Source organism: Chryseobacterium camelliae, assembly GCF_030818575.1.
GTDB lineage: Bacteria > Bacteroidota > Bacteroidia > Flavobacteriales > Weeksellaceae > Chryseobacterium > Chryseobacterium camelliae_A.
In genome coordinates this window covers 4,173,355-4,187,050 of sequence record NZ_JAUTAL010000001.1, presented here as the reverse complement: position 1 = coordinate 4,187,050, position 13,696 = coordinate 4,173,355, and the positions used below count along the sequence as shown (strand labels likewise).

Sequence of the window (13,696 nt, the reverse complement as noted above, 5' to 3'; positions counted from 1 at the left end):
ATCAATCATGTTTATTAGCTCAAACCAGGAAAAAAGCTACAAGGAAAAAGTAGAATAAAATAGAACCTGTCTGTAATCAAAAGAAACGTTTGATCAGGATTTTATAAACGGTATACCCTATCAGACAGCCTATGGCATCTGCCACCACATCAAGTGTTTCCATGGATCTGCCCAGTCCCATCTCTTCCTGCAGGATTTCGGTGAGGAAAGCATAGATGAGAATGATCTGAATGAAGTATGAGAACCTGATTTTAGGAAAGGCTGATATGAAACAAAAACCCAAAGCTGCAAAAATACTAAGATGCAGTACCTTATCGATGCCATTGAACATAAACCAGTACTCATGGTTTTCCTCTCCCGGCTTCAGGAGCATAAAAGTAAGAAATGCCCAATAAATGGGCAAAATCTTAATGAATATGTTTGAAATCTTATCCAATGACTTCCTGGTATTCTTCAGCAGAAAGCAATTCGGACTGATCTGCACCATCAGCTAATTCAACTTTGATGATCCATCCTTTTCCATATGGATCTGAATTCAAAAGCTCCGGCTGATCTTCCAGATCTGCATTGAATTCAATCACTTTCCCTGAAACAGGCAAGAATAAGTCTGAAACTGTTTTTACCGCTTCTACACTTCCGAAAACCGCACCTCCTTCAAGATCGTCATCCACAGTATCCACATCCACATATACGATATCTCCAAGCTCTCCCTGAGCAAAGTCGGTGATACCAATGGTCGCTACGTTACCTTCAATTTTGATCCATTCGTGATCTTTGGTGTACTTTAATTCTGATGGTGTGTTCATTTTTAATTTTATTTTGTACAAATGTATTTAAAATTCTATAAGCTTCAAATATCAGATATGAAAAATGTCTTCCGAATTGAAAGACATTTTTTATTTATTGCTTTTTAGAATCCTCCCGAATCCCCAAAAGTGAACGTAGCGGAAAGTCCTGCCCTGATCGTAGATAGCGGGAATGCCGTTGAGATCTTGTACCTTGAGGTCATCTGTTCGTAGAATATCCTCAGGTTAAGGTTTTGCGAGACATTATAATCTGCGGACAGCTTAATATTTAGCAACCGTTGTCCTCCGGTAATCTGTGAATCATCCAGGAGAATATTGGTAATGCTGGTCCGGCTGTCTCTCAGTGAGAAATCTCCTCTGATATTAAGATCGGCACCTTTGGCTTTCCCTCTGCCGCGAACATTGGTCATTCCCAGTGTGAAATTACGGATGATATATCCCACACGAACAACATATTCCGAATTGGCATCTTCGGTTAAAGTATGGTTCACCAATCCGAGGAGCAAAGTCCTCATCCTGTTATACTGTAATCCGAACTGCATATTATTCCTCATGGTAACGTCTACACCGATAAGCGGAGAGAAGTTTTCCACATAACCCACCTGGGCAAACGTAAATGGATTGATGTAATCTCCGTTGACATCGAGGCGTTCCTCCAATGGCTTGTTCAAGCTGTTGAAATAATCGATGCTTGACTGTACACCTCCGGCAGTATAGGTAGCCGTATAGCCGTGAAGCAGGTCGAATTTCGAGAACTGTCCATTGATAATAGGAATATTTCTCAGTCCTGAATAAGTAATTTTCCAGTTCGGCAATGGCAATCCTGCTTTTTTTGCATCTCCAATCTGCTTCGGAGCACTTCCTTCAACAGCAGAACGGAAAGCAGGAATCAGAACATACGCATTGGCAATACTATGCCCCTGGGTAAATCCATCCGCACCTAGGGTACCACCCATTTGCTGGGAAATAATTTTCGCATTCTGCTTGATCGACTGGTACACCGCCTGTCCATCTGTAAATGAGGTCTTCAATAGGATAACGGAGTTGGAATATGTAATCAGATCATTGGCAAAAGTGTAATCAGGATTGGCAAAGCCAGATGCATCAACATAATTGAAGCCTGTGTGGGAAAAATTCCGGTTATAGGTATGGATGCCATTCAGATCTATCCTGAAATCGCTGATCGGAACTATCTGCAAATTAGCTCTCAGTTCCCGTGTAGACATCCTTACATACGGATCTGTCATATATGGGGAATTGCTAACCCATCCGTTTTCCATAACGATACGCCTCACATCAGCCTGTGAACCCAAAAGGAAACCTACGGTAGGTCCGCCTAACGTTTGCCCGTATCCGTACCAGTTCGGTGCAGACAATATTCCGGGAAGCACGGTTCCGTTATTCTCAGAATAATTAATATCCAGCTGCCTGAATGAAGTCAGCAGGTAAGCGGCACTCTGGAAAGGGGTCAGCCTGTTTTTGAATTTATATCTTTTAAAGCTGAACTTATTCTTTTCCCATTGCTGGGTATATGCATTATTCAGGGAATCGATCTCCTGTCTCCTTTTCTGTAGCTTAGTCGAAATATTTTTGAAATACTTGAACTGCCCGAAGAACTTGGTAAAGTCTGCCGTAGCCGTAGCCTGGATAACGTTGGTATTCTGCCCTATCGATCCTAAACTTTCAGGTTTTTGCGTATCCGGGTTGACAAATGAGGTCATTACGGTACTTCTCGCGTTCCAATTGTAGGTGAACCCATAACCCAGTTCCGCATCGATGAAATCCAGGAACGGGAAATACTGGAACGGCAGCTTGTAATTCAGCTGTACCCTGTGGTTATACAACACTGGCCTTCCTGCTCTGAAAACATTTCCGAAGATCGAGGTATTATCCATCATATTCACATCCATGTTATCGTTCAGGGTTCTCATAGCGGAATTAATTTCCAGCTTTAAAGATTTCGTGAAATTAAATCCTAGACCGTATTGCCATCCAAAATAGAAGTTCCTGTTTTTGATAGCTGCAAATTCGTCAGCATAGTTCCCATTCAGGATAGCATCAATATTCCGGAATTCAAGCTCATTGTAATTCCTGTCGATCTCCGTACGGAAGGAAAACCTCGTAGGAACCGGATTGAAATTGAATTCTTTGATCCACCTCAGGTATTTGGTTGACTTGGCTGTATCGCTGATCATTTTGTTGAATGGTTTAACTACCCAAGGCTTAAAGGTATAATTGTAATCAATATATCCTCTCAGATACTGCCTGTAATTTCTCTTGGTATAAATATCCCGGTAGAAATCATCATTGTAAACAGCCGTTACGGATACATTTTCTATATCGTAGAATTTAGGTTTTCTTTGCTGGTTTACCCTTTCCTTTCTCATATTCACTACCCCAATGCTCCTCTGCTGCGTATAGGTTCTCGCCACTTTTTTCAGCTGCTCTTTATTGGCTGCCTTACTGAATTCCACATCGGTATCCAGAGGATTATATTTAGGATCTTCGATAGTCTGGGAGTAGGAATAATTCAGAGGGATTTTCACTCCTGTCTTTTCCGGAAGGAGTTTATCTACATTCACTGCTGTATTGATACTAAATGCCGACTGCGTAGACTGGTTCCTCTCCGCCGGCTTGGAATCGATGTTCCCGAAACCTACAGAAGTATAGGAAGCACTGGTATTAACTACGGCAAAGTCTCCGAGGTTGAAGTTCAGGCTGGCATTTCCAGCATATCCTCCGTCATTTTCAATCTCAGCCAGACGGATTTCATTCACCCACAAAATTCTGCTTATCGTTGTGCCGGATTCTCTGTCGTTTCCATTTCTTATACCGATCATGATGGTCGTTACATTGCCGAGACTTGGCCGCCCTTTGATATAAATCTTTTTAAAATTATCCCCTCCTCCGAACAATGGGTCCTCACGTCTTGCAGCAATTGCTGTCGGGAAGCTTTTGTCTCTCCTTATCTTTGCATCCACGAAATCCTGAATGTCTAGATCCACTTCATTTAACATCGGCCATATTTCCATTGGTGCAGTGGCGGTTTTAGGGGTAATCTGAAGGGAAGCTTCGTATTCATAGTAGTTGTCTGTAGCATCACTACCGAAACGGATGAAGAATTTAGTCTGTTTATCGATTCCGGTTACCCTGTTATCAACATCTTCCGCATGCACAAATAACTTCAGCTTCTTATACCTTCTCATGTCCAGAGTAGTATTCTTAAATACACCTCTCGCTTCTCCTGCTGGAAGGAAACGTGATTTAAGGTACAAAGAAGATTCGTTCTGCCTTTGTGCTCCTGCATTCCCGCTTAAGATCTGCCTGTCGATTCCCGGAGGCAGTACGTATGGTGGCTGGTTCAGGGCATTTTCTTCAATATTTACACTTCCGATTTCAAAATTTTCCGCATCAACCAGCTGTGTTCCTTCATTGTTTGCGGGATCAGTTCCTGAAACGGCAATATTTTTAGGATACCTTCTCCAGTCTGAACGTACCAGATCCATAGTAGCGAACCTCAGCGTAGACGTCTGGTCGAAACCTTTTAACATTAACCTTGCAAAACGAACGTTATTCAGGATAGAAGGATCATGATCACCGCCTGATCCTGCCATATTAACATTGGCAACCGGAATCCTGAACAGGAACCATTTCACCTGTGAAGTCTGCCCGTTCTGGAACTGAGCCTGAACAGTTTTCACATCCACGATATTGTTTTGGCCAAGAGCTAAACTTGACTGATCAAGATTTACAACATATTCATTATAATCTTCTGTCTGGTCCAGGTTATAATCTTTGTTGATATCTTCCGCATCCGGAGTCTGTGTGGAAACTTCCAGAGAGTTGCTCTGAGAATTACCTTCAGGCCCCCTGAAGTATTTATATCTCTGAACCAGGGATGATGCCTGTCCGCCGGTGAATTTATCTGATAAATAAAATACGAAATCATCCACTGCAGGGTCGGAAATGTTGGTTACCGGATTGATGAATGTATTGCCAAACTTAGCAGCTTCCTGATCAGATGTAAGACCGTCGTATCCTGCATCCTGTGCAGTTCTGTCAGCACCTTCACTGGAGAATGCATACAGAATAGGAGGTTGTTTTGGCTGTACCCCTAAATTGGAGTTGGTTGTAGTAGACGGAACAGATGGTGTCGGCAATCCGTTTTCATACTGCATATAACCGTCTTTAAGGATGTCTTCGGATACGTTTCCTAGCTGTAGCAAAAGTTTCGGAGCGGCTCCCAGGGTGTTCCCGTCAGCATATGGATCCATCATCCAGAATTCCACATATTCGATATTGGAATTGACAAAGTTGGATACACTGATCGGTCTCATGATCCCTGCCCAACGCTGCTGGGTAGTTTCTGTATTAGGGTTCACGTTATAAGGACCTCTTTCCTGAGGAAAGTAGGAAATATCGAAGGTATTGGTGTATGTCTGCTCACCGGCTACAAAATCCCTGTTATTGTAAATCTCAGAGAATTGCACCCTTCTGGACGCATGGTTGGAAACCGACTGTGGCGTAATACCTGCCGGAGCCCTTCCGCCCACACCCCAGAATCTCGGGTCAATATTATACCAGGATAACAGCCCTCTCCCGAAACCGTTTTCAAGGTTGTTGCTTACTCCTGCTCCCTGGAAAAGAGGATCAGACTGGTTTTTCTCCGGTTTCGAGGCCAGGCTCCAGGCTGTTGGTTCTTTTAAAGAAATTTTAGAGGTTGTCTGTTCGAAGTCGTCAATATACGACTGGTCATTGGTTCCCTTATTAATTCCCGGAAGCAGATATGCTGCTTCCATTTTAAAGTTCAGGTTGGACGGCGCTTCGGTTTTCACCAGTGGTAATTTATCGGTGAGCCTTGTCAAGAACGGCAGCTGGTTATTGTACATCAAATTGATGCCGGCCATCGTATTATTGACGGCTTCCTGCCCGTAGTTGACTTTCTGGGTCAGCGGAGATTCGGAATAATTGACTACGGTTCCCCCCAAGATAAAGTTTTCGCTGAATCTTCTTTCGAGGTTGACTCCCAAAAATCTTTTTCTCTGGGTATTGAAGGTCAGTTGGTTTTCCAATGAAATATTGATCGCCTGTCCGGACTGTTTTACCTGTTCGTTGATAATGGTCACGGTTCCCAGCATATAATCGACTGTATAGTCCACCCCTTCGGTCAGCTGCACTCCGTTGGCACTCACCTTTACAGATCCCTGAGGAACATTCACTGCGCCTAGGGAGATGCCCTGCCCTTGCGTTCCTTTGTACCGGCCTTCAAGGGTATACCGCTGGGACAGATTGCTTGCACTTGCCTGTTGTTTCTGTTGGGTATAGAGATCAGAGTAAACATACTGCGGATTGTTGCTTCCCAGTACCTGAGCCATATAGCTACCGAACGGCTGCACTTTCGTAAAGATCAGCTTACCGGTTTCCGGCCTGATGGTAATTCCATTGACAAAGTCGAAAATCCCGTCTCCTGTTTTTCCGCCATTGGTCTGCAAGTCACCGTTAAGGTTCAGGCGGTCCCAGTTAAGCAATTTCAGGAGGTTGGTATCCTGAACGGAAGTATTCGGAAGGTAATTTACTTTACCTCCGGTCTGCGCGTCCCTGTACAATACATTAAGGATGAATCCATCAGGATTTACCTGGCTTGCATCTAAGGAATAGATATTCTTCATCATCAGGTCCCACATCGGCGATGTGGTTTTTACAGTACTGTTGGACCTCAGCACTTTGGTCACCAGTACTTGGCTCTCTTCTGAGAATTCCCCGACTTTATATACCTGATTCGATCCGTTTACGGTATAAGAATAAGATACGGCAAGAAGTTGCCCGTCATTCAGCCTCTGGTTCAGGGAGATATACCCTAACTGCGGCTGAAGGATATATTCATTGGTATTAAGCCGCCTTGCTTTTTTATTGAAAATAAATTGTTCCCCGTTCTGATAAGGTTCTGTAGAGCCCGGGAAAGTCTGTCCCTGAAGAATATCCGCATAGTTTGTTCCGGCATCCCTCGTTCCCAACGTTGTGGAAACGGCCTGATAAAGTCCGCTCTGGCTATTATCCGGTAATCCTGAGGCACCTTCACCCAGATCCCTGATCCCGACGATACTCTTCTGATACGCCAGGTTACTGTTTCCCTGGTCCAAAACCCAAACTTCTAATCGGGTGATATTGATCTTGGAATTGATCTGAGGGTAATTCAGCAACGCATTATCATAACCGTTAACGAAATAGTGCCCTAAAAAGTAGTGCTGGTTATCCTCATAATCTATGGCATTCAATTTGAATGTATTCATAACGCCACCTCCCTGAACTACAATATTCCTTGCTTCACCCTGCTGCTGTGAAAGCACCACGGTTCCGTATGTTTTTCCCAGCTGAAATTCGGTTTTCACCCCGAATAACGATTGCGACCCCCTGATCAGACTGGTGGAAAGTGGCATATTCACATTCCCGAATTCCACTCTTTTAATAATTTTATCTTCGCCTCCTGCACTGGGTTTATTAACGTCATCCAGTCCTTTGGATTGCAAATCTTTCCAGCTGCCTTTGGACTGCCAAACGAGATTCATCCTGTTTTCAAAGGCAAATCCGCTCTGCGTGTCATAATTAGCTTTCAGCTGAAGGTTTTCACCTACTTTACCCAATAGTCCGAGCTGAATCCTCTGATCAATATCAAAAGTAAAGCTGGTCCTGTTCTGAGGCAGGATCAGCGGGTTGTCAATCTTCTGGTATAATCCGGCAAAATCGAAAGAGGCATATCCGGAAGGGATGATCTCAATTTTATTGCTTCCGAAAATGGTTTCAAAAAGACGGTTATTGATAGTTAACGAAGGAATAAGCCCTTTCCTTGCAGCTGCTGCCTTGTCTTTCCTGAACATGAGGCTGTAGCGGTCTGATTTTTCCTTGTAATATGCCCTGGACTGGTTGGCCAGCATAAACAGCTTATAGTCTTCCGGAGACATGGCTACAGGCGGCCCCGTGAAGGTATTGCCTATCTTAGGATAGACATAATACATCCCGGTTTTTATATCATAGTACGCCTCGTACTGGGTTGGGTCTGCCAGCTGATAATCCTTTTTAATGATTGCCGTATCACGTACCTGCTGTGCAAAGGCGCCGCCGGAAATGCATAAAAAAGATAGGAACAGGAATATTTTTAGATACTTATTCTTTGCCACCAAGTGTTAAATATTTTTTAAAATTTGTTTTACCAGTTCTTCCACGGAAACAGCTGGATTTTGTTTGATAATACGGTCTGCAATTTTCTCGCTCATTCGTTTCGGGATTCCCAAAACTTCTAATGCAGATAACGATTCTTCCTTTACTTTATTATTTGCCAGCGTAGAAATATTTTCCTCCGGATTGCTGAATTTTTGGACTTTATCCTTTAAATCCACGATAATCCTTTCAGCAGTTTTTGCCCCGATCCCCTTTGCTTTCTGGATCAGTGCACTGTTGGAAGAAAGGATGGCCGAAGCGATTTCATCCAGGCTGAGCGTAGACAATAAAATAAGGGCAGAGACAGCTCCCACTCCGTTAACGCTTATTAACAGATTAAACATCTCTTTTTCTGAACGGGTGTTAAAACCGAAAAGCAGGTGCGCATCCTCCCGGATGATCTGCTGGGTATATAGAAAAGCTTCCTGACGCAACGTCAAAGTCTGTGAGGTCATCAGGCTGATGCCGATGTAATAGCCGACTCCCTGTACATTAATTACTGCATAGGTTGGCGTAAGTTCCTGAACCAGGCCTTGTAAAGAAAATATCATTATTAATTTTTAAAACTCCCAAATATAGTAATTTAAACTAATTTATATTTTCATTTCACAAACGAATGAAATCATAAGGCTGATCCTCTCTAAAAATTGTCCTGTAAAAAAGAAAAAACTCCAAAAAAATTGGAGTTTTATATGCATTTACGAAAAATAATTAAACCATTTATTTTCCGGTTTCTTTCTTTTCCCTGCGCTGGGCATCCAGAACAGCCACCGTAGCAAGGTTTACAATTTCATCTACACTGGAACGCATCTGCAGGACATGAACCGGCTGCTTTAATCCCATGAGGATCGGGCCTATGACCTGTGCCACTTTCATCCCTCTGATGATTTTGTAGGAAAGGTTCGCACTTTCCAGGTTAGGGAAAATGAAGGTATTGGCAGGCGTGGTTCCCAGTTTTGAGAATGGATAATCGCTTAAATGGTCTGCATTCATGGCAAAATCCGGCTGGATTTCCCCATCCACAATCATTTTAGGGAATTTTTCATGCAGGATGCTTACAGCCTTGGCTACTTTTTTAGAAGTTTCTGATATGGCCGCAAAGTTTTCATATCCTAACATGGCAATTCTCGGCTCAATGGCAAAGGTCTTTACGGTAATTTCCGCCATTTTAGCAATATTCACCAGATCTTCAGCCGTAGGGTTGTCATTTATGGAAGTATCTGCAAAGAAAATAGGCTTCTTTTCAGACAGGATCATCATCATGGCAGCAATTTTATCTACGCCTTTGTCTTTTTCTATAACCTCCAGGACAGGACGAAGGACAGAAGTATAATTTTTGGAGAATCCTACGATCAATCCATCCGTATCTCCATGCCTCAGCATCAATGGTCCGAAGTAGTCTCTCTGACGCACAAACCTTTTGGCTTTATATTCGTTCATGCCTTTTCGCTGGCGCAGTTTCCAGAGTGTTTCCCTGTATTTCTTCCTGTTTTCTTTCTGGTCGTCGTCACTCGGATCGATGATCGGAACATCGAGGTCGATCCCGAACCGCTCCATCTGTTCCTTGATGTATTTTTTATTCCCTAAGAGGCTTGGATACGCAATACCTTCTTCATACAGTATCTGTGCAGCTTTAAGTACGTTGTATTCTTCGGCATTCCCCAAAGTAATTCTTTTCGGGTTAGATTTTGCGCGGTTCTGCATCATCCTTACCAGTTTTTCGTCCCTTCCCATACGGTCGAGAAGCTGGTTTTCGTATTCTTCAAAATCTTCTATGGTTTTTCCGGCAATTCCGCTCTCCACAGCTGCTTTGGCTACAGCACTCGACACTTTGGTGATGAGGCGGTTATCAAACGGCTTAGGAATGAAATACTCTCTTCCGAACTGTAAGTTCTGAAGATTATAGGCGAGAATAACCGCTTCAGGTACCGGCTCTTTTGCCAGGTTGGCGATGGCATGCACAGCTGCCAGTTTCATCGCTTCATTGATTCCCCTTGCCTGAACATCCAGGGCTCCGCGGAAAATATACGGGAACCCAAGAACATTGTTCACCTGGTTAGGGAAATCACTTCTCCCCGTAGCCATGATAACATCCTTACGGGTTTCTATTGCCACATCGTAGCCAATTTCAGGATCAGGATTGGCCAGTGCAAAGACAATCGGATTTTCACGCATGCTCCTGAGCATTTCCGGTGTCATTACGTTACCTTTGGATAAGCCTACGAAAACATCTGCATCTTTCACTGCGTCCTCTAAAGTTTCGATATCAGTCTGTGCAACGAAGTCCAGTTTTTCAGGGGTAAGATTTTCCCTTTTATGATTGATCACCCCTTTGCTGTCGCACATCAGCACGTTTTCTTTTTTGAGTCCAAGCGCGATATACAGTTTGGTACAGGCCACCGCAGCCGCTCCTGCACCATTGACCACCATTTTTACCTCATCAATATTTTTATTAGCAATTTGCAGGGAATTGATCAGCGCAGCCGCTGAAATAATAGCAGTTCCATGCTGGTCATCGTGCATCAACGGAATATCCAGTTCCTCCTTAAGCCTTTGTTCAATATAAAAGGCTTCCGGCGCTTTGATATCCTCCAGGTTGATTCCTCCGAAGGTAGGCGCAATCCCCTTCACGATTTCAATAAATTTATCCGGGTCTTTCTCATTAATCTCGATATCGAAGACATTGATATCGGCAAAAATCTTGAATAAAAGGCCTTTTCCTTCCATCACCGGCTTTGAAGCTTCCGCACCGATATCACCCAGACCAAGTACGGCGGTGCCATTGGAAATAACAGCTACCAGATTTCCTTTTCCGGTATAATCATATACTGTTTCAGGCTTATGGTGAATTTCCATACATGGCACGGCTACACCTGGAGAGTAAGCCAATGACAAATCTCTCTGGGAAGAATGCGGTTTTGAAGGAATGACCTCTATTTTTCCCTTGGGTTCTGCTTTATGATAATCTAACGCGGCCTGACTGAATTTTTTCTCGTCGCGGTTGGTTTTGTCTGACATAAGGTTCTTTATTTGATTAAAGTATATATTTAATATGGTAGTTGACCAGACTCTCGATTGGCTTCTGTACAACATGCCCCACATTCAGCTGAAGCTCGGCCGCAGCAGAACGCAAAATATTTTCGTAATAATAGGCGATGGACCCGATGAAGTTGATTTCCGCAAATTTTGATTCTTCGTAAGGAAGTACCTGGTAGTCGAAGAAATTCATCATTTCATCAAATATCATCTTCTGAAAGTAAGGGTGGTCTTTTCTTTCCGCCACAAACTTGTTGAAATTCGCTAAATAAGCATTAGGCCTGGATATATGGTACATATTTTTCAGGGCTTCGTCTATGGTAAGCTGGTAGGTTTCATCAAATTCAGCATGAAGATCCTGAGGCAGCTTCTGCATAAAAAACCTTCTTACCAGCTGTTTCCCGATTGAACTCCCGCTTCCTTCGTCGCCCATCAGGAAACCTAATGACGGAAGTTTTACTTTGATGTCTTTCCCGTCAAAATAGCAGGAATTAGACCCGGTACCGAGGATACAGGCGATGGCAGGTTTTCCGTTGTAAGCGGCATAGGCTGCAGCTTTAAGATCTTCGGCAGCCACAATCAGGGCTTTGGTAAAGAACTTTCCGAGCTCCCTTTCTATAATGGAACAATTTTCCGCTATTCCACAGCCTGAGCCGTAGAAAAAGATCTTTGTGATGGAGTTGCGTACGGCAACAAGATTGATATTGTTTTCAATTTCCGGTACAATAAGCTCGGCTGCAATATTATTGGGGTTGAAACCAATGGTTTCTGTCTTCAGAAACACTTTTTTGAAATCATCCAGAATCACCCAATCGCATTTGGTAGATCCGCCATCTACAATAGCAACCATATTTAGCATTTTATTTTAAGGATGCTAAATTATGAATTTATCTTCACATAGCTTTATAGTTAGCCGGGAGGTAAGGGATAATTATTAATGTTTTATATCAGCTTTTTGATTGTTAAAACGGATCAGCCAGTCTTCTATTTCATCTTCCAGATATGAGGTCTGAAGGATCATGGCATTGATGAAATCATCAGGAACAGGTTCACCTGCGGAGTTTTCGAGGTTCCACAATTCATTGGACATATTTTCATATTCAGAATAGACCCGCTTGAAGCGCGAATTTTCTTTTTCAAGCGCTTCAATATTTTTCTCCTGAAGCTGAAATTTCCTGTATTTATTTTGGCGTTTCATGTAAATAATATTTGGAACAAAAGGTAGTGTGCGGCAGATAGGCATTCTTATGAATTACAAGATAGAAAAAAAACATCAACCTAAAAGGCTGAAAATAAATTTATTATCAGGTTACATACTGTCGTTCTGAAAATTAAATTTAGACATATTTTTGAATCTAAAAAAAAATTTAACAACTTTTTTCAGGCTTTAACATATAGTTATATAAATTTGCATATCATATCAACAGAATGCGAGAAATACTATTACGGCAGAAACAGATATTGTTCTTTATCATTGCAGGAGGCTTAAGTGCCGTTGTGGAAATCGGAAGCTTTAAGATTTTCAGTACCTCGCTTCCTCATTTTTTTCTCAGGGAAACTAATTTTCATGGAATACATTATCCTTTAAGCAATATTTTCTCCACGAGTTGCGGTATCATCACCAATTATTTTCTGAGCATATGGTTTGTGTTTGAACGCGGAAAGCATTCCAAAAAAAAGGAGTTTGCCTACTTCATGCTCGTGTCGTTCATGTCTACGCTATTAAGCCTAGGTTTTTTCCAGGTCTTTTACAGCCTTATCTTTAAAGATAATATCAGCCTTGGGTTTTATACGCTCAGCCCTGAAATGATCAGTAAAGTGGCTGCAATCATTCTGGTGTCTGTCCTTAATTATTCTGTTAAAAAGAAAGTGATTTTTAATGGCTAAACCTGTGAGCAAAATTCTGAATTACCTCTGGAGAATATGGCTTTTCCTTATTGCGTTCGTTTTTACGATCCTGTTTGGGATTCCGGTTTATATCTTATCTTTCAATAAAAAGCATTACCGCTACGCATACTATTTTATCAGGTGCTGGAGCTACTGTATGTTTTTCGGGATGGGACTGAGGTATGAGCTCACAAAGCTTTCCCGGCAGAAACTGGATAAAAACCAGCAGTATGTTTTTATCTCCAACCATACTTCCATTATGGATATCATGCTGATGTGCATTCTATGCCCGGATCATCCGATATGCTTCGTAGGTAAAAGAGAACTGGTAAAAATCCCCATTTTCGGAACCATATATAAAAGGATCTGCGTGATGGTTGACCGCAAGAGTGCCAGAAGCCGGGCGGATGTCTACAGAAGGTGTGCTGAGAAAATGGAGGAAGGCAACAGCATTGTAATTTTCCCCGAAGGAGGTGTACCGGATGATACATCCATTATCCTCGATGAATTTAAGGACGGTGCTTTTATCCTTTCTTCAAAACATCATTCGCCTATTGTAGTCTATACCTTCATAGGATTAAAGGAAATGTTTCCATTTAAAGCTTCGGAAGGTTATCCCGGTAAGGTAAAGGTCTATTTTAACGGAATCCTTGAGCCGACCTTATCATCAAAAGAGCTCAAAATGTCTTCTTTTGAGACAATAAAAAAAACTCTTGTAGAACGTTGTATTAACAAGAAATAAAATTATATTT

The 13,696-nt window shown here is 42.4% G+C and carries 9 protein-coding genes; 2 read left to right on the top strand and 7 right to left on the bottom strand.

What is annotated here, in order from left to right; all coding sequences use genetic code 11:
- Positions 1-76: 76 nt before the first annotated feature.
- From QE404_RS19315 to QE404_RS19285, 7 genes are all read right to left on the bottom strand, one after another.
- Entirely contained in the window at positions 77-403 is a 327-nt protein-coding gene (locus QE404_RS19315) for a VanZ family protein (RefSeq protein ID WP_307453302.1), read from the bottom strand.
- Positions 404-428: 25 nt separating this feature from the next.
- The gene (gcvH, locus tag QE404_RS19310) at positions 429-806 is read right to left on the bottom strand and encodes a glycine cleavage system protein GcvH (RefSeq protein WP_307453300.1); all 378 of its coding nucleotides are present in this window, start codon (positions 804-806) and stop codon (positions 429-431) included.
- A gap of 104 nt (positions 807-910) precedes the next feature.
- A complete protein-coding gene (sov, locus tag QE404_RS19305; protein WP_307453298.1) occupies positions 911-7,981 on the bottom strand; it encodes a T9SS outer membrane translocon Sov/SprA in 7,071 nt (2,356 codons plus the stop codon).
- A gap of 6 nt (positions 7,982-7,987) precedes the next feature.
- Entirely contained in the window at positions 7,988-8,572 is a 585-nt protein-coding gene (ruvA, locus tag QE404_RS19300; RefSeq protein WP_307453296.1) for a Holliday junction branch migration protein RuvA, read from the bottom strand.
- A gap of 169 nt (positions 8,573-8,741) precedes the next feature.
- Positions 8,742-11,039: an NADP-dependent malic enzyme gene (locus QE404_RS19295; RefSeq protein ID WP_307453293.1), complete on the bottom strand. Its 2,298-nt coding sequence runs from the start codon at positions 11,037-11,039 to the stop codon at positions 8,742-8,744.
- 16 nt (positions 11,040-11,055) lie between these two features.
- On the bottom strand, positions 11,056-11,907 hold the full coding sequence (locus QE404_RS19290; RefSeq protein WP_307453291.1) for an ATPase: 852 nt from the start codon (positions 11,905-11,907) through the stop codon (positions 11,056-11,058).
- A gap of 84 nt (positions 11,908-11,991) precedes the next feature.
- Positions 11,992-12,255 carry a hypothetical protein gene (locus tag QE404_RS19285; RefSeq protein WP_100076628.1) on the bottom strand — a complete coding sequence of 88 codons (264 nt, stop codon included), beginning with the start codon at positions 12,253-12,255 and terminating at the stop codon, positions 11,992-11,994.
- A 230-nt stretch (positions 12,256-12,485) separates the two neighbouring features.
- Here QE404_RS19285 and QE404_RS19280 point away from each other — a divergent pair, with 230 nt between their 5' ends.
- Both QE404_RS19280 and QE404_RS19275 read left to right on the top strand, forming a co-directional pair.
- On the top strand, positions 12,486-12,944 hold the full coding sequence (locus tag QE404_RS19280; RefSeq protein WP_307453288.1) for a GtrA family protein: 459 nt from the start codon (positions 12,486-12,488) through the stop codon (positions 12,942-12,944).
- On the top strand, positions 12,937-13,686 hold the full coding sequence (locus QE404_RS19275; RefSeq protein ID WP_307453286.1) for a lysophospholipid acyltransferase family protein: 750 nt from the start codon (positions 12,937-12,939) through the stop codon (positions 13,684-13,686). The genes QE404_RS19280 and QE404_RS19275 overlap by 8 nt, the downstream gene beginning before the upstream one ends.
- Positions 13,687-13,696: the final 10 nt, after the last annotated feature.

Bases quoted from the DNA above. Each gene is read 5' to 3' on its own strand.
- gcvH (WP_307453300.1), bottom strand. From the start codon at position 806: ATGAACACACCATCAGAATTAAAGTACACCAAAGATCACGAATGGATC.
- ruvA (WP_307453296.1), bottom strand. From the start codon at position 8,572: ATGATATTTTCTTTACAAGGCCTGGTTCAGGAACTTACGCCAACCTAT.
- QE404_RS19295 (WP_307453293.1), bottom strand. From the start codon at position 11,039: ATGTCAGACAAAACCAACCGCGACGAGAAAAAATTCAGTCAGGCCGCG.
- QE404_RS19290 (WP_307453291.1), bottom strand. From the start codon at position 11,907: ATGGTTGCTATTGTAGATGGCGGATCTACCAAATGCGATTGGGTGATT.
- QE404_RS19285 (WP_100076628.1), bottom strand. From the start codon at position 12,255: ATGAAACGCCAAAATAAATACAGGAAATTTCAGCTTCAGGAGAAAAAT.
- QE404_RS19280 (WP_307453288.1), top strand. From the start codon at position 12,486: ATGCGAGAAATACTATTACGGCAGAAACAGATATTGTTCTTTATCATT.
- QE404_RS19275 (WP_307453286.1), top strand. From the start codon at position 12,937: ATGGCTAAACCTGTGAGCAAAATTCTGAATTACCTCTGGAGAATATGG.